The sequence below is a fragment of the Campylobacter sp. CFSAN093238 genome, assembly GCF_012898015.1.
GTDB lineage: Bacteria > Campylobacterota > Campylobacteria > Campylobacterales > Campylobacteraceae > Campylobacter_D > Campylobacter_D jejuni.
The window spans coordinates 975,320-997,141 of the sequence record NZ_CP040611.1; the positions used below are offsets into that span (position 1 = coordinate 975,320).

The 21,822-nt window shown below is 27.1% G+C and carries 20 protein-coding genes and 4 pseudogenes; 7 read left to right on the top strand and 17 right to left on the bottom strand.

Annotation, left to right across the window (positions count from 1 at the left end):
- Nucleotides 1-36: 36 nt before the first annotated feature.
- The gene (locus tag FBF21_RS05125; protein ID WP_002887134.1) at nt 37-975 is read right to left on the bottom strand and encodes a tyrosine-type recombinase/integrase; all 939 of its coding nucleotides are present in this window, start codon (nt 973-975) and stop codon (nt 37-39) included.
- A 159-nt stretch (nt 976-1,134) separates the two neighbouring features.
- Between FBF21_RS05125 and FBF21_RS05130 the strand changes: the two genes are divergently transcribed.
- The gene (locus FBF21_RS05130) at nt 1,135-1,365 is read left to right on the top strand and encodes a hypothetical protein (RefSeq protein ID WP_002834760.1); all 231 of its coding nucleotides are present in this window, start codon (nt 1,135-1,137) and stop codon (nt 1,363-1,365) included.
- Between the two features lie 11 nt (nt 1,366-1,376).
- On the top strand, nt 1,377-1,604 hold the full coding sequence (locus FBF21_RS05135) for a WGR domain-containing protein (protein WP_032600723.1): 228 nt from the start codon (nt 1,377-1,379) through the stop codon (nt 1,602-1,604).
- A 316-nt stretch (nt 1,605-1,920) separates the two neighbouring features.
- Here the strand turns inward: FBF21_RS05135 and FBF21_RS05140 are convergent, their stop codons facing one another.
- From FBF21_RS05140 to FBF21_RS05150, 4 genes and pseudogenes are all read right to left on the bottom strand, one after another.
- Nucleotides 1,921-2,064: a hypothetical protein gene (locus FBF21_RS05140; RefSeq protein WP_002807233.1), complete on the bottom strand. Its 144-nt coding sequence runs from the start codon at nt 2,062-2,064 to the stop codon at nt 1,921-1,923.
- An 11-nt stretch (nt 2,065-2,075) separates the two neighbouring features.
- The gene (locus tag FBF21_RS09400; protein ID WP_002887130.1) at nt 2,076-2,207 is read right to left on the bottom strand and encodes a hypothetical protein; all 132 of its coding nucleotides are present in this window, start codon (nt 2,205-2,207) and stop codon (nt 2,076-2,078) included.
- An 86-nt stretch (nt 2,208-2,293) separates the two neighbouring features.
- Nucleotides 2,294-2,551 (bottom strand): annotated as a pseudogene (locus tag FBF21_RS05145) (type II toxin-antitoxin system death-on-curing family toxin); the annotation flags it as partial.
- Nucleotides 2,548-2,697, bottom strand: a complete 150-nt coding sequence (locus FBF21_RS05150; RefSeq protein WP_002807582.1) for a hypothetical protein — start codon at nt 2,695-2,697, stop codon at nt 2,548-2,550. The pseudogene FBF21_RS05145 and the gene FBF21_RS05150, both read right to left, overlap by 4 nt.
- 272 nt (nt 2,698-2,969) lie before the next feature.
- Between FBF21_RS05150 and FBF21_RS05155 the strand changes: the two genes are divergently transcribed.
- From FBF21_RS05155 to FBF21_RS09405, 3 genes and pseudogenes are all read left to right on the top strand, one after another.
- A complete protein-coding gene (locus FBF21_RS05155) occupies nt 2,970-3,197 on the top strand; it encodes a hypothetical protein (protein ID WP_002782139.1) in 228 nt (75 codons plus the stop codon).
- A pseudogene (locus FBF21_RS05160) lies at nt 3,184-3,466 on the top strand (type II toxin-antitoxin system YafQ family toxin). Before FBF21_RS05155 ends, FBF21_RS05160 begins: the two are co-directional and overlap by 14 nt.
- An 11-nt stretch (nt 3,467-3,477) precedes the next feature.
- On the top strand, nt 3,478-3,600 hold the full coding sequence (locus FBF21_RS09405; protein WP_002872489.1) for a hypothetical protein: 123 nt from the start codon (nt 3,478-3,480) through the stop codon (nt 3,598-3,600).
- A gap of 133 nt (nt 3,601-3,733) precedes the next feature.
- On the opposite strand, the pseudogene FBF21_RS09455 reads toward FBF21_RS09405, so the two are convergent.
- The 12 genes and pseudogenes from FBF21_RS09455 to FBF21_RS05220 all read right to left on the bottom strand — a co-directional run bounded on the left by FBF21_RS09455 (nt 3,734) and on the right by FBF21_RS05220 (nt 20,073).
- Nucleotides 3,734-6,560 (bottom strand): annotated as a pseudogene (locus tag FBF21_RS09455) (conjugal transfer protein TraG N-terminal domain-containing protein).
- 659 nt (nt 6,561-7,219) lie between these two features.
- Entirely contained in the window at nt 7,220-8,023 is an 804-nt protein-coding gene (locus FBF21_RS05170; RefSeq protein ID WP_052790989.1) for a hypothetical protein, read from the bottom strand.
- 22 nt (nt 8,024-8,045) lie between these two features.
- Entirely contained in the window at nt 8,046-9,338 is a 1,293-nt protein-coding gene (locus FBF21_RS05175) for a hypothetical protein (protein ID WP_100624690.1), read from the bottom strand.
- A 10-nt stretch (nt 9,339-9,348) separates the two neighbouring features.
- Nucleotides 9,349-12,845, bottom strand: a pseudogene (locus tag FBF21_RS05180) (hypothetical protein).
- Entirely contained in the window at nt 12,842-14,776 is a 1,935-nt protein-coding gene (locus FBF21_RS05185) for a hypothetical protein (RefSeq protein ID WP_227944467.1), read from the bottom strand. Before FBF21_RS05185 ends, FBF21_RS05180 begins: the two are co-directional and overlap by 4 nt.
- 62 nt (nt 14,777-14,838) lie before the next feature.
- Nucleotides 14,839-15,348, bottom strand: coding sequence for a hypothetical protein (locus FBF21_RS05195; RefSeq protein ID WP_052775879.1), 510 nt, complete (start codon nt 15,346-15,348; stop codon nt 14,839-14,841).
- Entirely contained in the window at nt 15,349-15,480 is a 132-nt protein-coding gene (locus FBF21_RS09410) for a hypothetical protein (RefSeq protein ID WP_257034141.1), read from the bottom strand.
- Nucleotides 15,467-15,970 carry a hypothetical protein gene (locus FBF21_RS05200; protein ID WP_016818321.1) on the bottom strand — a complete coding sequence of 168 codons (504 nt, stop codon included), beginning with the start codon at nt 15,968-15,970 and terminating at the stop codon, nt 15,467-15,469. The genes FBF21_RS09410 and FBF21_RS05200 overlap by 14 nt, the downstream gene beginning before the upstream one ends.
- A complete protein-coding gene (locus tag FBF21_RS05205) occupies nt 15,971-17,503 on the bottom strand; it encodes a DUF6402 family protein (protein WP_052775878.1) in 1,533 nt (510 codons plus the stop codon).
- A 141-nt stretch (nt 17,504-17,644) separates the two neighbouring features.
- Nucleotides 17,645-17,962, bottom strand: coding sequence for a hypothetical protein (locus FBF21_RS05210; RefSeq protein ID WP_042635852.1), 318 nt, complete (start codon nt 17,960-17,962; stop codon nt 17,645-17,647).
- A 7-nt stretch (nt 17,963-17,969) separates the two neighbouring features.
- Nucleotides 17,970-19,493, bottom strand: coding sequence for an Mbeg1-like protein (locus FBF21_RS05215; RefSeq protein ID WP_052775877.1), 1,524 nt, complete (start codon nt 19,491-19,493; stop codon nt 17,970-17,972).
- Between the two features lie 256 nt (nt 19,494-19,749).
- Nucleotides 19,750-20,073, bottom strand: a complete 324-nt coding sequence (locus FBF21_RS05220) for a hypothetical protein (RefSeq protein ID WP_002870192.1) — start codon at nt 20,071-20,073, stop codon at nt 19,750-19,752.
- 526 nt (nt 20,074-20,599) lie between these two features.
- On the opposite strand from FBF21_RS05220, the gene FBF21_RS05230 reads away from it, so the two are divergent.
- Both FBF21_RS05230 and FBF21_RS05235 read left to right on the top strand, forming a co-directional pair.
- Complete coding sequence (locus tag FBF21_RS05230; protein WP_043019061.1) at nt 20,600-21,187, top strand: lysozyme; 588 nt, start codon at nt 20,600-20,602, stop codon at nt 21,185-21,187.
- Nucleotides 21,188-21,215: 28 nt separating this feature from the next.
- Nucleotides 21,216-21,575, top strand: coding sequence for a hypothetical protein (locus FBF21_RS05235; RefSeq protein WP_002779560.1), 360 nt, complete (start codon nt 21,216-21,218; stop codon nt 21,573-21,575).
- Nucleotides 21,576-21,822: the final 247 nt, after the last annotated feature.

The following is a 21,822-nucleotide window of genomic DNA, read 5'->3' on the forward strand; positions in this document are numbered from 1 at the left end:
AAAGAAGTCTATGTAAATAATCAATTTTAGAAAAAATTAATTATTTAATAACGCAGCTTTTACTGTATCATTTGTTGCTTTGGCATATATAGTAGTAGTATTTAGATTTGCATGTCTTAGAATTTTTTGTATGACCACAAGGTTTGTTCCTTTGGCTGTTAATCTCATGGCTAAAGTGTGTCTAAGCAAATGAAGTCCTTTTTTGCTGATCAAAGCTTTAGCGTAAATATTATTTACAATCAAAAAAGCATTACTTCTATTTAAATGTTTTCCTGTGCTAGTTTGCATTATGTAATCACTATCTTGGATATTTTCTTTAAAATATTCAAGCTCATCATCTACTTCTTCTTTTTTAATAAATGCAAATTGTTCTTTACCGCCCTTGCCTATTATGGATATTTTTAATATTTCATCATCAACCTCTTCAAAATCACAAAGTTTTACATTTAAAGCTTCAGAAATTCTAAGTCCTCCATAAAGCATAAGTTTTATCAGTAAAGAGTTTCTAAAACTATTATAAACTTCTTTTTTTGCTTTTTCTTTCTCTAAAACATTATTTAGCCTTATAATTTCATTTTCATTAAGATAATTTAATTTTTCTTCTGATTTTTCTGTTCTAAATCTAATTTTCTTCATATCAAAGGAAAAAACAAACAAATCATCATTATTATCGCTTATAAAAGAAAAAAAGCTAGTTAATACTCTCAAATAAGTTATTTTTGTTTTTTTTGATAGTTTATTGCCATTTTTTGAATTATTTTCTAAATAATTAAGAAAATTGACTAAAAAAGTCATTTTTATATCGTTTATTTGCATTTCATCTTGATAATCTAAAGAATATTCTACAAATTCTAGTAAAATACGCCTATAAAGTAAAGAAGTATTATTTGAATAGGATAATGCTTGAATATGTTTCAAATAAGTTTCTATCCAACGCTCTAAATCTTCACTTATTGTAGTATTTTTAAGTTTCATTTTATTTATATCCTTTTTTTATAACATAATTAAATATTATGTTATATATTTTAAATTATATCATAAAAATATTTATATTTTTGCATTATTTGTCTATTTATACAATTTTTTATTAATATTATGGTATAATTTATATATTTTAACAAATAAAGGATAAAAATGGAAAAAAATACAATAAATAATGAAAATATTCAAAAAAATGAAATATTAATTCCAAAAAGAGTATTATTTGATGAAAAAACATTAAAAATGATAGAAATGATGATTCCTGCTTACAAAGATGAAATTTCTAATGTAGCTAAAGAAAATGAGAAAATTAATCAAATGATTAAGCTTGCTATAGAAAAAATGTTTAAAAATGATTTTTTGAATAAAATAAATAATTTTTAATTAGGTTTTTTATGAATAATGTTTTGTTGCACAGAATAACTGAGAAAGGAAACATTCGCTATTATAGCATAGAAATTATTACCACTCTATTTGAGGAATATATGGTTGAGAGAGTTTACGGAAATGTGCGTTTTAAAAGTTGCACAGGAAGAAAAAATAATGTATTTCCAAGTTTTAATGAGGCACAAATTTTTTTTGAGAAGTTAAAGAAACAAAAAATGAAAAAAGGGTATGCGTAAGTTTTTGCTCAAAAAATAAGAAAAAACATTGATAAAATAGGCTTTTGAGATAAGCTTTTAGCTAAACTCTCAAAAACAGGTAAAAAATCCTTATCAAATCCGCTAATTTCAATTTTTATAGCCATTTGTATCCTTTCTTATATAATTTTTATTTTTATTATACCATAAAGGATTTTGTTGTAAAATTGGAAAAAACTTTTTTTATATATAAAATTACATAAATAAGACAATCAAAATACAATACAAAAGATTCAAAGAATATAGTAAAAACGGTTTTTTAAAAAAACTAATATAAAATATATGGCTAATTATATAATTAATCCTCCTCTAAGCCATCATTAATTCCTGCTTCTGCAAGTTCAAGCTGTTCTTTTTGATACACTTTATCATCTTTAAAGGCTTCAAAACTTTTTTCCCATAAAACCTTTCTTTGCTCTATATATTCTTGATCTTTACACATATTAATCCTTTTTATTTATCAGGTTTAAAACCACTATCTAAAATTATTTTTGTCATTGCACCTTTAAGTTTATCAAAACGATTTAAAGCTTGCATATTACTAACTCTAAGCAATCTTATTTTATCATCTTTTTTATAAAACACTTTAAAAACTTCATCACTTTGTTTGTGTTTTACTATATCATCTAAAGTAGGACTACCTATGAATTCATATTCTTTGGTAAAATCTTATCTAAATCTAAAAAGTGCATACCTAGAAATATCGAAGTCCGTTTATTTCCATCAGCAAATGGATGAAATTTTACACAGGAAAATATTAAATGTGTAATTTTATCAGTTATTGTAGGATAATAATCATCGTTTTTTATATGCTCTAATGCACTAGCCAAATATCCTATTTGTGTTTCATTATAACCACTTAATCCACCTGTTTTTTCAATAATCTTTTCGTGTATAGCAATAGCTTCGCTTAGTTCTATATATTTCATTTATTTTTAAGTCTTTGAAACACCGCATTTATAGCAGGTTTTTCTAACTCTTTTTCCATTTTTGCCATAGTTTTTTTAACTGCTTCTCTCTCAGCTAAATATTCTTTATTATTTTTTTGTTGCGTATTATATTCTGTGGTTTTCATTTTACTACCCTCTTTATTCTTTCAATTAATATCCTAAATACTGTATAGACTATTTTAACATTTATATTTGATTAGCAAATCAATATGAAGCTAAAAAAATTAATTTGCTAATTATACCCAAATTAATTTTCATTAAGCAATAAATAAAACAATCAAGTCAAAAAAAATCCGTTTCAAACCCCTAAAAAATAGGCATTCTGTAACAAAAATACTTGCAAAAATTATTAAAAAATGGTATAATTACGTTATATAAATTGAGAAAGGAGTTGCTTATGACTCTTATTATTGAAAATGTTAATGAAAATTTTTTACCTGCATTCAAGGGTTTAGCAAAAAGCATAAATGCCAAATGTAAAATTTCTAAGCCTAAGTTGAGTAGTTTTGAAAGTAAGATATTAAATGCAAGCAAAGAACTTGATAAAGAAAAAAAAGTCAATACTGCATTAAGCTTTAATTCGCATCAAGACTTTGTGAAAGCTTATCAAAATGGCAAAATATAAAATTTATTACCATAAAGATTTTATAAAAGCTTACAAAAAAAATAAGCGATGAAGAGCGTAAAATAACTGATGAAGTTATTGTAAAACTTTCTAATGATGAGAATTTAGAACCTAAATATAAAGATCATCAATTAAAAGGTGTATTAAAAGATTTTAGAGAATGTCATATAAAGTCTAACTTGTTATTAATTTATCAAAAACATAATAATGAGTTAGAGCTAAATATTTTAAAACTAGGTAGTCATAGTAAGTTATTTAAAAAATATTGAAAGGAATAAAGATGGATAAATGTAGGAAAAAAGCAAAAGTGACTACAACCGAAAAACTCATACTTGTTCTTTGGCTTTCTTGCGGAGTTGCAGCTATTGTTTTGCTTTTGTGTTATTCCTTGCTAAAAATATAAAAATAGTTCCCTATGATGAGAAAAAGCATGGGGGAACAAGTGAAATTGGGGGATATATAGAAAGCGATCCTCGTAAATTTGATTATATATTCGGTGCTATACGAGATCACTAAGCCTAACTAAAAAGCTAGACTTATTTTTTGCTCATAGCATCAAATAAACCTTGAGCTTCTTTTGCAAGCTCATTACCTGATTTACTTGCATCTTGTATTATATAAGAGCTAGGATTTACTCCCATTCTCCTGTTAGCATCTTGTTCTACTATGGCATCTTTAGCACTATTATTGACCACATTAGAAGTACTTGTTCCTTGATTTTTGAAATTACTTATAGCAGCCCCACTTTGTTGGTTAAATTCATTTCTTATATTATCCCCCCCCCCTGTTGTTCCTAAGCTGTTTAACTTATTTTGATTAGCTACTGCATCATTATTATGAGCATTATTAGCTCCTACACTTGAAGGACTGTAATAAGATTTATTGCTAACATCATGATTTCTATCAGCATTTGGCTTAGCTGTATTCATATTAGCATAATGCAACAAGCCTTGCAAATCTCCCCTTGCGGCTAAGTTTTCTAACCCTTTAGCTGCAGCAGCAACTTGTTGTTCTCTAGTTCCACCCAAATTATTTTCAGCAATGTAATTTTCAGCCATATTAGGTAAAATTACTTGCCTGTATAGCTTCACTGTATTGACTTGCTTCACTATAAGAATGTGCTTTTTGTTTGGCATCAGCAAATTCACTACCTGTGCTTGTAGATAGAGCATTAGAATAAGCAGAAGCCACACTATCATTAGATTTAATGATATTGCCAAGTTTTTCAGCATACATTTTATCAAATGCAGCCTACCCTTCTTTACTTAGGCTTCTTGAATATTCTTGTGTTTCAGTTGAGCCTGTGCCTATTGAAGCTGTCCCTTTAATTTCTCCACCTATTTTTCCACCATTTCCAAAGATTTCAATCCCTGCTGAGCCACTAGCATAAGCGCTAATACTTCCTTCTAAAGCTTTTTTGTCTGTTTCAGAGAAGCTAGATTTATCGCTTAATGCTTCATTCATAGTTTCTTTTAAAGCTTTCGTTTCTGCTTTCTCAATTGCTTTAGTATCTTCTACTCCTGCACCATGATTTCTAAGATAATCAGAGGTAATACCGTGATTAATGCCTGTTTTGTGAGTATCGGCAATAGAATTAGCAAGAGAATCTTGTCTAGTTTGAGTTTCGCTTTGTGCGTGTTTTGCATCAAGTCCTATTCATATTAGAAATTTCACCATGATTTCCCAAAGCAAAACTTGTACCTGTATTCACATCTCTAGCTGTTGTTCCACCCCCTGTTATACTAGACATGCTAATCTACCACCCCCTGCACTTATAGCACTTTGCAAGCTCATCACCCCTGCATTCATCGCCCAAACTTCATCTCCTCTAGGAGCAGCAATGCTAGTTTGTGTAGATAAGGCTTGCTGATTTGCAAAGCTTCCAGCAGCTCTTGAAGCACCTGTTAGAGCTTGAGATAATCCAGAAGCAAAAGTTACAAATCCTTGTTCACTTGCTTTAGCTATAGCATAAGCTAAAACAGGAGTACTCATTACAAGATAATTCATGAAATTTGATCTATTTGCTACTTCTTTGAATATAAGAATGTTATCTCCTAAGCTTAAAGCTGCTTTTCCACCTGTTATCACCTGTGCAACATTCATAAGATTAAAATCATTTATAAAATTAATAATACAAAGTATAGGAGTCCAAAGTACTATCCAAATACATAGAGTAAAAAACATCTTAATATGAGCATAAGAGCCAAACACAATAGAAAGCAAAGCAACAAGCCAAGACAAACCTATGATAATAGCTGTTAAATAAGCTTTAGCTAAAGGCAAATAAGTTTGTGCCAAGTGTCCTTGTGCTTGCATACTTGCATAAAATTGCTGATCCGCATAAGCAGTATTTGCAGCCACAGAAGCAGGATTTAAACCTACTGATTTAGCGGTATTAATGATTGCATCTTGAGAAGCAAGCATTATCATGGATTGTTGCAAATAAGATCTAGCACTTACAGCTTGTTCGTTATAGATTTGTGCAGCGCCTAAGAACTTTTGCTCATAATTTGCCATATCATTCGCCATACCAAGCAAAGCAGCATGAATCTTCATAGCTTCATCTGTATCGTTTTTAATCATTTCAACGATTTGAGGACCTGCATCAGAACAGGGCACAACACTTTGTTTTTCAATATTATTGTTATTTTCAAACAAAGGAGTAAGCTGAGAGCCATTGCCTATGTTTGTGAAAAGATCTTGTATTAAATTATCAGAGTTTTGAAAAAGATTTCTACCTTGTTGATTAAGCAAGATACCTACTGAAACGCAGTTTCTAAAATAAAAATCAATATTTTTTTGCAAAGTTGCATCAATAGCCGAAAGCTTTAAGCTTGGCAAAGTACTCATCACTTGAAGTGAAAAACCTAAACCTGCATTAGAAAAATTTGTAGATTGTGGAGTTGAAAAATGTTTTTCCATAGCTTCTAGGATAACCTTCTCAAATTGCGTCATCAATGCAAAGCTTTTTCCTATGCCTATAGGAATTTGAGAAATGACATAATCTTTGCTAGTGACTTCATCGTAAATCATGAAGCGGTGATTATTGTCATTTGGTGCTTTTAAAAACATGTACCACACTACAGCAAAAAGCATAAACATTTTTCCAAATTCAAACACAGGACTTGTTTGTCCATCCATTGCTTTTTTGATACTGAAAAGCAATAATAAAATAGCCAAGGCTGCATTAACGATATAATCTGTTTCAGTGGTTATACCTTTAACCGCCTGCATGATTTCATTTATCACATCGCCATAACCCCAAGTATAGATTAGATTTCCATTAGCTATGTTTGTAGCACCAAATAAAAATGAAGGTGCAAAAAACAAAGTGCTAAAGAATAACAAGTAAAATCTTTTCATGGATTATATTAAAGAAGTTAAAGAGTTTGTTTGGTGTAATTATAAAAGGGTGCAACGCCAAAGGGCTGCAACCCTTTAGCGTTAATTTACCACCCAGAAGGGAGGTGAGTTTTAATGCTCAAAATTGTTCTAATAATTATACTCTTAATGCTTTGCTATGTCAAGGCTTATTGAGTATCCCCTGCTTTTGCAGGGTTTAGAACAATCCCTTTGGTTTAACCAAACAAACTTTTAACTAAGCCTATCTTCCTTTCTATTGATTTATTTTATTTTTTAATTTATATTTTTCTTGCTTATGCTAAAAGATAAGATTCAATCATAAATAAAATGTATTAAGAAGTCAAAGAATTTGTTTGGTATAATTGCATTAAGGGTTTTGCCACAAGGCTGCAACCCTGTGGCATAATCACGCCCTAGAAAGGGGGTGAAACTATGTTTCGTTTCGTACTTATAATTATACTAATTTATATAATTACTGTCAAGGCTTATTAGCCTTGCCCCTTTTTTAAGGGGCGAAACTCCCTTGTGGCTTACCAAACAAACTTTTAACTAAGCTTCTCTTCTTTCTATTGAATTTCTATATTTTTTTATATTTTTATTTGAACTAAATAATAAACTTAGCAAGATTTAAATTTACCAAATCTATCATTTACTTATACTTACTTCAATCTCACATTCATAATCATATTAGATAAAAAGATACTATCTTTATCAAAGTCTTTTGAGTTATATTCATTTTTTGATTGTATATTTTGCATAGTTTGCATTAAAGTTGAAAGATTATATAAACTTAAACTTTCTAATATATTTATGAGTTCTATCTTGCTTAAAGTATTAAAATCATTTAACAATCTAAGATAATTACTTATAATAGAAGAAGAATTTATATTATGAAATACAATTTTATTTTTTATATCTTTTTTAATAAAAAATTGATTATTTTTTATATAAAAATAATTTCTAAAATGATTATTGCTTATTATTTGATTATAAAAACTTAAAAGACTTTCTTTGCTGTTTAAGTCTATAAAATTAAGATAAAAATTCTTTTCTTCTAAGGCTAATTTTAAAGCATTAAGATTTGCAAAAGAAGCATTAAGATTTTCATTATTTTTTAAAGCATAAACGATATTTTCTTGTTCTTGTTTTTGGGTAATAGCATATTGTAATAAAGGATTTTTATAATGTGTATTGCTATTGATTAAAACATTGATATAAAAAGCTTCTTTGCTTTTCTTAGTTAATTGAAGCAAAGATAAAAGTGTAGAAGGGATATAAAAAGAATCAAGCTTTAAATTTAAATACTTATCATAAGTATTTATATAAGTTAATTCTTGACTAAAATCCAAAGCTTGTTCTTTTAAATTTAAAAGCATTGTTCCACCTAATCCTAATAAAGCTAGATTTTTGAAATTCTCTAAAGCTTTTCTTTTTTCTAAATCGATTTGAAGTATTTTTTGCATTGTTTTTCCTTTCTTTTGTGGTTTACTCTTTTATATTATGCTCTTTAGCATAAGCTAGTATTTTAGCTCGAAGTTCCCTTGGGAAATTATATCTATAAATAGCAGGAATTCTTGGATCAAGAAGTTTATCAAGCTTATGTCTTTTATAATACCATTCTAGATTTTCAGGGGTAAAATAATAAGGGGCATTAGGATAGCCTTGAGGAGGAGTTAGGGCTGCTAATTTGGCAGTTAATATCATAGAATCTATTCTTAATTGTGCACTTTCTTCACTCCGATCATTTGGAATATCATAACCATAAGCATTTACCATGCCATTATAATACCCTCCCCTATGATGATCAAATTCTCTTCTGCTTTCATAAGTAGAATCTATATCCCTTGGATCTTTTATTTTGCCCTCAACTATATCACTTCTTAAGGCTTTATACATACTTCCAAATTCATCGCGAGCAATTCTATATTTATTATAATCAATCACCCAATCTACTCCCATAATCTCATCTATAAAAGGAAGCATACCAAATTCATCAGGTTTTAAAGTCTTAGCTAAGGTTTTAATCTCTTGTTCTCTTAAAGGGTTTTTATGCACTCCTACTAAACCACTTCCTACAGCAATATCTGCATAACCATAAATAGCACCTAATAAATGAGGTTTATCTAATATACTACTTCCTCCACTTAATTGTATATAAAGTATAGTAGCTTGTATAAATCTTGCATTAAAACCATTTTGAAACATATCATTAGCTAGGTATTTATAATCACCTAATATTCCTGCTGCCATACCCCATTCATTATGAAATAAACTTGATCTTAGATTATGTTTATTATCATCTACTATTCTATATAATTTTTCATATTTAGGATCTACATTTCCTTTTTCATCTACAGCTCCTATAGCGTCATAAGGTATATCTATAACAACACTTCTTATACCACTTCTTATAACTAAATATTTATATCTTTCTCTTTTAGTTTTTAAAGATTTATAATAAGCTTTTTCTGCTTTAGTCCAAGGAGCTATAGCTCCTTTTATAGGATCTTTTAAATAAATACTTTGCCAATCTTTAAATTCAAGTAAAGTAGAACTTTGCCCTGTATAAAGATTAGGATCTAGGTATTGGGGTTTATAGTCTTTGTAGGGGGAGTTTTGTTTGATATTGTGTGCTTCAAACAAAGCTTTGGAATATTCTTGGGTGTATTTGCCTACTTCACGCCCATCTTCTCTTTTATCAAATATAATTTGATTCGTATTTTTATCAACTTCTAATATAAGTCCATTAGAAGTATAAATCTCGTAAGTTTCACTCATTTTTATCCTTTCATCCTATATACAAACCATCTTCCATGATTATAGTAGTGGCTAGTCTGCCTATAAACTTATTAGAATAATCTTGGGATTTATTAGTATCATCACTTTCTTCCTCATCATATTCATTTTTTCTTTTGTTTTTTACATATTCTTCATTTATCCCCTTATACATCACTTCCAAATTATGTTGTCCTATGGCTTCTAAATTTTCCATCAATCTTCTTGCCTTTTGCCTATCTTCTATGAACTTACCCTTTTCATCTTGAGTGGTATTATAAATCCCATTTGCATATTCATATAAAATTTGTATAGCATCATTATAAGCTAAGATAGGGTGTTGTTTTATCACTGGGTGTTGTGTTTTATACTCTTCTTTTCTTTGAAAATGCTCTAGCTTATATATATTACAATTTCTAAGTTCTATATTGTTTTTTTCAAAAAATTCCTTATCATTTAAGATATATTTGCCTTCATTGATTTTATCTTCCATAAAAGCACTTCTTTTTTCATCTAAAATAATATAAGATAAAAGTCTTTTTAAGGCAAATTCCCTAGCTTCACTTGAAGTTGTAGCACAAGCAATACTAGGATAATAATTAAGCCCACCCGTGCATAAAAAGAACCAAAAATAAACTCAGATAAATCAAAACTCATAAATCTAGAATTTATCAATAAAGGATAGGTTATATATTCTTCTTTTTTTACAGCTAAAGGAAAATCATAATTGTAAGTAAATTTTTCATACATTAGTTTTTCATATAAAATTTTCAATCTTTCATAATTTGTAGGCAAAAGTGTATCAATAAAAGATCCTGCTAAATTTTTTAATATATCCACGCTCAAGTCTTTACTCATTTTAATAGAAAAATCAATAGCTAATTGTTTTTTTACTTTTGATATCAAATGAATTTGCTTAGCTTTATCTAATCTTGAAAAACTCTTTGACTTTTTTAATTCACTTGCATATTCTAATTGATTAAAATAATAATAATTTGTTCCTATTTGATATAAAAAAAGCTTATTGAGTGATTTTTTACTTTTTGGATTAATTTTTATAAAACGCCCTTTAGGGCTAAGTGCATAAAATATTCCTAGTTCTTTAAAAAAATGTGCTTTAAAACTAGAAAATAATTTATTACCATAATGCTTTTTATCAAAGCTTGAATCTATAAAAAACAAAATCATTTTTTTAAAAAAATCAGGCTGACTCATAAAAAATTCTGTAAAAGGAAAAAGTTGCTTAATAATATTAAAAAAAGTGATATCTATGGATAATTTTGCAAGTTCATTATCAAGCATAATATCTTGAATGCTTTTATCTAAATCTTTTTTTAAAGGAAGAGTTTTGTCTGTTTGTATATTTTCTTCAAATTCAATCTCCTCATCAAAGCTTTCATTTAAGGTTTTTAAAAAATTTACATAAGTTTGATCTTCTTCTTCAAAATCATTTTCAAACATAGCTTTGGCTAATTCATCTAAATAAATAACTTCATCTTCTTTTTTATTTTTATTTAATTCTTTAGATAAAAAGATATAAATTTTTTTATCATTATCATAAAAATAAATATCATCAGGGATAAATAAGATATACTCATTAAAATAATTTGGTATTTTAATCCTTTGGTAATTAAGTGAAATTTCTTTATCGCCATAATCTGGATTTGGAATTACAATATTTTTAACACCAAGAGAATATTCTTGCGTAAAAGCTAAGTCTTTTTGTAAAACATACAAAGTTAAAGTCAATAAAACAACCGTTAAAGGTGAGTATTTCTTAAAATCTACATTTTCATATGTTTTAAACATTAATGGTTCTGAGTTAAGATTGGATTGTATTTGGTTATAGCGAGAATTGATATTGTCTAAATAATCATTAAAAAGCCTGATATATTCTTTTACTTTTTCTTTTTCTTTTTCGCTAATTTCTTCCAGTTCTTTAGGTAATTTAAAAAAGTTATCAATATAAGCAAAATCTTGCTTAACTTTTTCATATTCTAATCGTTCGTTTATATGTTCCAATAAATAAAGTTTCATCCAAGAATATGTTTGATTATAAAAATTAAAATATCCCTTATATTTTTGATAAATCTGTCCATCAAGTTTCACAAAAGGACAAAGTTGCAATACATAATCATCTTCTTTTTTAACATCTCTTTCTATAAAATAAGAACCATAATCTCTTTTGCTAGGAAAATCGCCTTTTAATGCAAGTTTTTCATTTTTTGTAAGAGCTTTGGGGCGATTTTTTATTATTGCTCCTAATTTTTTTTGATACAAGTCCTCACAAAGTCCTGCATTGTTAAGCTGTGGTGGATTAGTAATAAGCAAATAATTTTTACCCATTTTGGTTGTATTGATTTGATCAGTATTTTTTTTATCTAATATCATTTCTACTAGCATGGAAGAATTTAAATCAGGATATTCTGCATAAAAGAAATGATTGAGTTTAGAGATATTTAAATTGATTGCTTTTTTTAATGTTGTATCAAAATTATTTAAACTAGAATTCACTAAAAGTGTATTATCTAACTTTTCATTTTCAAATTTTAGATTATTTTCTAAAAAATTATCAAAAATACCTTGAAATTCTTCATCTAAAATAACTTTATAAAAACTATTTTTATAAAGACTAATAGAAGGTACATTAGAATAAGATGAAAAATCTAATAATACTTTATCATCTATAATTAATACATCAGATAAAATTTCTTCATTGCACAAAGCGATAATAGGATAAAGCTTACTAGTAATAAGCTCTAAAAGTGGATAAGCAAAATCATAATAATATTTTTGTTCCTTATACTCTTGATACTCAGCAGAAGAATTATAAGCTTCAAATAATGTATTTACAACAAAAACATAAGGATTTTTTTTGACTAAAGAGACAGGTTTTTTAAGATTGGTTACAGAATCTAATATATTGATAAAAAATTTTGCTATAGCTCTAATAATTTGCTTATATTCATCATCATTAGATTGAGTAATATTTTTTAAAAGTGTATTAAAAAGTGTATCTAGGGTAAGTTGTATCTTTGGTTTAATTTCTTGCTCAAAATAGTTAGATTCTTTGATATTTTTTAATAATATATTTAATTCTTTTTGAATTTCTTTTAAAAAATTTTCAATATTTTCTACATTGTTTTCATCAATAATTTTATTGAGCGTTTTATTTTCATTTTGATTAATTGCATTATTTAAAAATTTTAAATTATTAAAGATAATTTTTTCAATGCTAGATAAATTTTTATCAGAGCTAAATTTTTGTTCTTTTGTGATTTCGTCTTTATTGGCTTGATTTAAATGTATGATTTTAAAAGTTTTTGTATTATCAATTTTAAAATTATCTTCAATAGTATGTAGTGTCTTATACAAAGAATTCTTAGCTTCTTTATATCCATCAAAATCACTGCATATAAAAATAATTTTATTAGCATTTTTGGTAAGATTTTTTAACTCGATTTCTAAATTATGATTTGATGCAATTAAAGTAAAATTTTTTATTTTCATATTTTAACCCCATTTACCACCACAAATTTACAAACATAAAGCTCTTGTTTTCTATCTTCATCTTCTAAGATTTCATCTAGTCCTTGTGCGATTTGAAGTTTTAAATTTTGCATTTTTGCAGGAGCTAAAAAACTAAAATGATATTCGTTTAATTCTTTATTATCTTCTAAAGCATTTTTGATGATTTTATCATACTCATGTAGCTGTGTAAAATACCCTACTCCTAAATCTTTATTTTCAAATTCCTTATAAGCACTTTTATAAACTTTAGCAATGTTTTTTGGGATAATAAAATAAAGTTTGATTAAATTAGTATCAAAGCTAAGATTTAGTTCTTTAAATTCATAATCTTTACTAAAGTCTTGTTTGAATTGATTAAGAATATTTATATCCTCTATATCTTTTAAATCTTTTAAATCTATATTAAATTCATTTAAAGCCTTATTTTGTTCTTTTTTTTCATTATTGATTAAAAGATTATAGATAGGTAAATTATCTTTTTGAAATCTATCACTTTTATAATGAAGTCTTATTATAGGCTCTTTTAACTCTATTTGATTTTTACTTTGTTCTCCTAAGCCCTCTTTAGGATCAAAGCTGTGATCAAATTTAAACTTAGTAGGAGTAAAGCTTACTTTTAAAGCAAAGCCTTTATCTGTTTTACAAGCTGAGATGAGTTCTTGTAAGATTACATATTCATTATTGACTTTCTTTTGAGATAAGGATCCTTTTACATTAACAACTTTAGTACAAGGAACACTTACACCTGCTATAGTATTAGGACAAGCTACTATACTAGAGTTTAATAAATCACTTTCTAGCATTATAGGCACACCATCATCTTTAAAAGTTTTTCCTTTGTTTGATTTAAGTATGACTTTACCTCCATGGATACATTCTAGGTTTTGATTTTCTAAAAGAGCATGAAGTTTAGCTATAGCTTGTTTTTTATCTACTTGTGTGGTTTTTTGTTCTTTTAAAGTGTTTGAAATTAAGTCTTTATACTCTAAGCTTTGTTTGCTTAAACATTCTAATTTGATATTTAAAGAATTTTCTAATATAGAATAATTAAGCAAACAAAGTTCATCATTTTTATAAAAGATACTAAGTCTTCCTTTGCCACTGCTTTCATCTTTAGGAGAAAAATAATAACTAGGTGTATCTTGTTTTATAGTATTATCTTGATCTAATTCTCCAAAGTAAAAAGGATTGTTAGGAAGTTCATTTGATCCTGTAAGGAGGGTGGAGTTTAGGAAGATTTTTATATCTAAACTTTTAAAATCTATTTGATATTTTTCTTCTATGTCCTTTATATCCAAAACACTTCTATCTTTTGCAAAAATATCACAATGATTATCATAAATATGGATCAAATTTGACATAGAGATGAAAGAAGTATTGTTAGAATTATCTTGCAAATCTTGTAAATTTACTTTATCTAAGAATATGATTTTTATATTATTTGTCTTTAATACTATGGTATTGGTATTTTTATCATAAAATTGCTCTATGTTAAATACTTCGTTTAAAATTAAATTAACATCATTTTCCTTAGTATTAAAGCTTTGATTATTTAGATTATCTTGTAAGGAAATTTCTTTATTTAAATAGTCTTGGATATCTTTTATTTTTTCATTTCTTTTTTCTTTTAAAGTATTGATAGATTTATAAAGCCTTTTTCTAGCATCAAGATAGGTATCATTGAGCTTTTCTTTATCTAGGATGAAGATTTTTGTGAAAGTAGAATTATAGCCTAGATTGTTTATAGCGGTAGCTTGGGTGAAAAGCTCTTCTTGATTATAATTTATAGCTATGGAATTTTCACATTGATATAAGGCTTTTAAGTATGCTATGGATGAATTTTTATCTATTGTGTCTATTTCATCATTGTTTATAAAAGCAAGCCTTGTTATAAATAATTCTCTATCCATTTTTTTCTAAATATTTAAGATAAATGAATATTATATCAAATATATTAAATTTTTGATAGTCTTTAAAGATTTTCATATACCACATACACACTCGCAATTAATATAATAATATTACACACAAACCCTATAAACCAACTTAATTTTTTGTGTTTTTCTCCTGTGCTATAACATTTAAAAAAATAAGCTTGTAATAAACAAGGAAGTATAATAAATGTGATTGTAAAAAAAATAAAATTTATAAAGATTAAAAATTTAGAACACTTATATACTATATATTCTTGTGGTGATAATTCTTCAGCTTCTGGAGGACCGAGCATTACATATCCTCTATAAGTTTCAAGATCATAGCTAAGATAAAATATGATAATAATAGCTGTAAAAAAGATAATAAAATATATTGAAAAATAAGATTTTAAAAATTCTTTTATGTTAATTCTCATCCAATAATTTATAATAGAAAAGGCAATAAGAACGCTTAAGGCTGTAATATAAAGTATTGTATCAATAGTAACAAGCCTAAAAATAAATCCTACCAAACCCCAAAAAATAGAAAATGTAATATCTTCTCCCATTTAAACTCCTGTATTATAAAGCACATTATAAGCTTCATCTTTAAAATCAAGTTTAGTGATAAAATCTTTACTATAAAGTCTAAAATCCAAACCATAAGGAGTGAATTTTTGATAGTCTTTAAAGATTTTCATATACCACATACACACTCGCAATTAATAAAAAGATATTACACACAAACCCTATAAGCCAACTTAATTTTTTGCGTTTTTCTCCTGTGCTATAACATTTAAATAAATAAGCTTGTAATAAACAAGGAAATATGATAAATGTGATTACTAAAAAAAACATAGTTGCAAAGGTTAAAAATTTAAAATAATTACGCACTCTATATTCTTGCGGTGATAATTTTTCAATTTCTGGAGGATCAAGTAATACAAGCGATTTATAAAATTCAAGATCATAGCTAAGATAAAATATGATAACAATAGCCATAAAAAAGATAATAAAAGATATTAAAAAATAAGATTTTACAAATTCTTTTATGTTAATTTTAATCCAATAATTTAAAATAGAAAAGACAACAAGAACACTTAAAGTTGTAAGATAAAATTTTATATTAGTAAAAGCAAGAATAAATCCAAATAAACCCCAAAAAATAGAAAGTATAATATCTTCTCCCATTTAAACTCCTGTATTATAAAGCACATTATAAGCTTCATCTTTAAAATCAAGTTTAGTGATAAAATCTTTACTATAAAGTTTAAAGTCCAAACCATAAGGAGTGAATTTTTGATAGTCTTGATAATCTTGATTGTAAAGATAGTATTGTTTGGTTTTTGGAGATTGCAGAATTCTTTGAGGGCTTATTGAACAATCAATTTTATATCCATCTATTTCCCATTCAAGCCATTCTCTATAAGTTGCCATTTGATATAAAGAACCTTCTATGCTAAAAGTTTTCGTATTAAAATCCCAAGCTCCAACAGGTTGTCCTAGCTTGATAAAATTTCCCTCATCATCAAATTCATGTCCTTGATCTAAAAAATCAAAGCTATCATAAACATAAACAAGCATTTCATCAACGCGGTATGATACCTTTTCTCTATCTCCTTGAATTTCTTTTTTAATGCTTAATTTTGAAGGAACAAAATTAAAAGAAAATTTACCACTACAAGCATAAAGAGATAGATCTTGCATGAGTTCATCATAAGTTTGCTCTAAAGTCTCATATGTATTATAAGTAAGTCCAAATGGCGATGTCGCAAAAATAAATTTATCAAGTCTAGCATAAGAAAAATCTACCTTAAATTTCTCTGCAATATTTATACCTAAATTTTGCCAAATTTGTCTGAAAAACTCATCATCACCCACACCTATATATTGACAATTTAAAGTATCAAGCTCATAGGGCTTACAGTCTAAAATGCGTTTATAATCTTTTGAAATTTCATCATTTTCTTTAATGATGAAATAAGATTCTTCATTTTTATCGCTTCGATTTTCTTTTATATCGATCGCAAAATCAAATTTATATTCTCCTTGAGGTAAATTTTTTAATATCAAAATATTATGAGTTTTTTGTAAGATTATTTCTATTTGCTTTGTAAAATTTTGAGTGTATATGTCTTCTTTTGTATGAAATTTTTTACTTAGTCTTTTTATTATAGGAAAATGAGAATAAAACTTATCCCAATCTAGCGTAGTGTAAAATTTAATAGAACGCCTTTCTTCTCTTACTTCATTTGTTTTATTATCTACATGGCGCGAAAAACGCTCTGAATTTTGCCTTAGTCTTTTCATCTCTTGGGTTTGTGTGTTGTTTGGATAAGGGGTATAATGTAAAATAAGAGGTTCTATACCTTTACTTTGTAAGAAATTTTGTATTTCTTTTAGTCTTTGTTCTGCTTGGGGATTATTAGGCTTATTTTGTTTTACGGGGAGATGATAATTTTGTATTGTATCTATCTTAGGGCTATTTTGCCACAATACTTGAAGTTGATAGCTAATAGCCCAACCTAGTGTTGCTATTTCATTATTGCTTTTTTGATAGTATTTAAATTCATTATAACAACACTCTAATTCTGTAGGTAACACTGTTTCATCATATTGTAAAGTGCTAAAATTTATATTATTAATATAAATTTGGCTCTTTAAAGTTTCTTCATTAATATGTCCTACTGGAACAATGTTTTCCCAAAAAAGTTCTTCATCCATTATTTCATCCTATTGTTTTTATATTTTAGAAATTCCTTAAGCATGTTCTCATTTAAATTTATAGAATACCTAGTCCAGCACATTCTAGCATATTTATAAAGTTTCATATATTTGGCTTGTTTTCATATATTATTTTATCCTTTATGATTTGCATTTGAATTCATTACTAGGAGAAAAATAATAACTAGGTGTATCTTGTTTTATGGCATTATCTTGATCTAATTCTCCAAAGTAAAAAGGATTGTTAGGAAGTTCATTTGAGCCTGTAAGGAGGGTGGAGTTTAGGAAGATATAAGCTTGATAGTTTTGAAGTTCTTCAAAAGTAAAATCTGTCGTTGCTTCTAATTTATAAAGTTCATCATAAATACTTTGACAATCAATTATGCTTTTATTTTCACAAAACAAATAAATACTTTTTTTATCTTTATGAATAGAATATAAAAAGTCTTTACCTATCATAATTTTCCTAAATAATACCTATTTTAGCTTTTCCATTAAAATACAAAGCTTGTGATATTTTACAAACTCCACCTAAATATTGCTCATCCCAAATTTGATCTTTTATTTTATAACTTTTTGAATTATATCCATATATTTTTGTTATATTATTAATATTTTCAAGACATTTCATATCTTTATAAACCACAATGAAAATTCTAAATTCCCCAATGGCAATTTTATGAGCTAAGTTTTCTTGATTATTAATAAAGGAACAATCTTTTCTGTATTTATTAAAATCATTTTTATCAAGAATTAAAATATATTTTTCTTTTTCTTGCGCCTTTAAAATAAAATCTATGATTTTTGTTTGACTAATGGTAGGAGCTTTATAACTTGTATAATAACTATCTCCAAGCTCTTCTAAAATACCATTTGTTTCTTGCATTATAGTGGCTATTAATGAAAGAGAATACTCAAAGTGGTTAATCTTTTCTGGATGGTTTTTATTGAACCCAAAAGAGCTATTTTTATTAGTAGCATTATTTTTTAACACAAAAGTTTCTGTATATATTTGAATATTTTTTATAAAATGATTAAGATACTCTATACACTCACTAAAACTTTTATCTTTGACTTTGTTATGGTTAGCATCTAATTCTAAAAGATAGGAGTAGAAGTAAAGAGTTTGAGTTAGGGGGATTATGGAGTGAGAATCTTTACCCGTATAGATAGGCAGTCTATTGTGTGAGCCATATTGAGCAGAAGCGATGATATTTATACCACCGCTGTCATAGACACAATATACTTTTTGAGGATTTAAGACTTGCTCCATAATATTTTTATCTAATAATGCTGCCAAAGCCCGCATTAGCATATTATCAATCTCATCAATAGCAGGAGAATTAAAAGTATAGACTTGCGATGCCATAAATTTGATTGCATTAAATTGTGTATTTAAGCTCCTATCAATAGTATCGCAAAATTGCATTGCTATAACTGCTAAATATCCGCCTAAAGAATGCCCTATAAAAATAATATTATTTGAATCTACTTTGTTTAAAATAGGTGCTATGTCTAATAAAAATTGCTTTAAAGCATTAAGTTGAAAATCGCCCTTACCAAAGGTAAGCCCTATATCCGCCAAAGTATCCATACTCCAAAGTCCCTCTGTCCCCCTAAACCCTACTACAAACTTATCTTTTTCTTTATCATAAAACAAAGTAGCACTAAAGCCAGAAGCCGTATTTGGTTGGTGGAATTTAATCTCATATTTTTTAGCAAAGTTTTTAGCTTGAATCTCCCCAAATTCTCCATTAAGTGTCGGATATAGTGCAATGGAATCATCATAAATAAAATAATCTTTATATTTTTTAGATAAGGTCTTTGTATATTCTAAATTTTCTATATTGTCTTTATCTTTAGGGAATCTATTTTGCCCTATTTTATAACTATCCATTTCTCGCTCATCGTTATTGATATACATAAAGTTAAAATAACTTGCTTGGGCCAACTCGGCATAGCCTCTTAGATTGTTGATTAATTCTTCCATTTAGTCTCCTAAAGTTAATTTAGCACCAAAAACAGAGCAAATGCCAAAGGGTAATATAAAAACAATATTAAAAAATTCCTTAAATATTTTTTAATTCTTGTTATTCCAAAAAGCCATAGATTGGCTATCATTAGTGGAAAGACTATCCAACCAAGCATTATAAAAAACTCCTCAACCCTATTTGGATTATGTCCAACAATAGGAGATATAAACCAACCTACAACACATAATATAATCCAACAAATATAAAGTATTTTTAGAATCCGCATTCTGTTTCCCTAAACCACACCACGAAACCATCTTTGTGTGTATCATAGAACAAAGCAGCAGAAAAGCTTGACTCTGTATTTGTTTGATGGATTAATAAATCATATCTTTCAAAGAATTGTTTGGCTTGGAGTGGGGAGAAGTCGCCATCGAGCTTGCCGATTTTAAATCCTCTTTCATCAATAATTTTAGAGTTTTTATAGGTAATATCTAAAACATTTTCAAAGGTAACAATTTTATCTTCATCTTTTATATCAAATTTATTATCAACATAATGAAAATATCCATAACTTGCCTGTGCAAGTTCTGCCATGTCCCTTAGTTTATTGATTTATTGTTTATTATCCATATAATTCTCCTAATAAGCTTCTGCAATCTATTTCACCGTCAAGCTTTAATCTAAAATCCATATTACCCTCATTACCATAAATATTTGGTGCATAGTTTTTCCATATTGGTCTAAAATATATTTTATTAATATTTTTAAAAGTTAATGTTTTGTTATTTGGATTCTTATAATAAATATATATACCTAAATCTATTCTATTACCATAACCTATTTTTGCATAACCATTTTTTCCTATACTACCATCTAAACTCTTATCAAAATAAGCTAAGATTCTATTATATTTTTCCTCACTTTTTGGATAATTATTTAATTTACATAACCTTCTAAATTCCCAATAGCTAGGATATAAAAAGGGGTATAAAATAATATAATTAAAATTATTGGTGATAATAGCACTAAAATCTTTTTATATTTTTTCATTCTATCACCTTGACTAGATGAAATCTTAGAAGATGAAGATAGAAAACAAGAGCTTTATGTTGGTAAATTTGTGGTGGTAAATGGGGTTAGTGAAAACAAAATAAAAGCAAAAAATAAAGATGTAAATATAAATAATGGCACAAAATACACAAACACTACAAAAAGCAATAATATAAGTTCTAGTGAAAACAATACCCAAGAAAAAATCACTCATCTAAGCAATGATGGTCAAAATCTTTTAAAAAATATAGAGAAGCTAAGACTCAAACCTTATAATGATCAAAATGGAAAAGAAATTACTTCATATGTTAAAGGTGCAACTATCGGATATGGACATCTTATAGGGCAAAATGAATGGGATTTGTATAAAAATGGTATTACTTTACAAGAAGCGGATAAATTGTTTAAAAGCGATTTGTTACCCTTTGAAAATGCTGTAAAAAATTCAATAAACTCTTCCTTGGCACAGAATGAATTTGATGACTTGGTTATATTATGTTTTAATATAGGGATTGATAATTTTAAAAACTCTTTTGTTGCCAAAATCATCAATGCAGAGAAAACGGGTTACAAAACATTAAAGGAAGCTTGGATGGCGTGGAACAAAAGTCAAAATAAAGTAATGCAGGGACTAATTAATAGGAGAAATGCTGAATAAAGCTTTACACTCAAGGAGGTTATGAAAAATGGTAATTTTTAAAAATATATTATTGTTTTTATTTTTTAGTACTTATTTGTTAGCACAAGAGGATTTTACTCCACTAGAGCAATGTACCTATGAAAATGAAAAGTTTTGGATAAAAATTTTAAATCTATGTCCAGAGGGTAATATAACTTGTGATAAGGTTGTATATGTGGGTGTCAATAAAAATAATGGAAAATATATTGTCTTAAACGGTAAGTCTATTAGTGATGTAAATATGAATTTTAAAGGATATGTTTTTAAAAATGGTATTTATGAATACAATATTTTTAATAATTTTTTATATATTTCTAAAAACAAGCAGATTATACAAGAATATCGTCTGAAATTATGTGAAAAATAGACGCAACAAAGGCAGCAAGCAACAACAAATACCTAGAATATGTAAAAAGTTAAAAAGATACAATAAGAATTACAAGAAGTTTTTAAAGTTATAAAAATCCTAATTAATGAAATCTTAGCTCCTAAATTTTACAACAAATACAAAGATTTAGAAGTTGAGATTGATGATAAGGGTAATGTGCTTAGGTGGATAGGAGAGATTAATAGAGAGACAAAAAATATTAGCAAATAAAAAATGATATAATAAT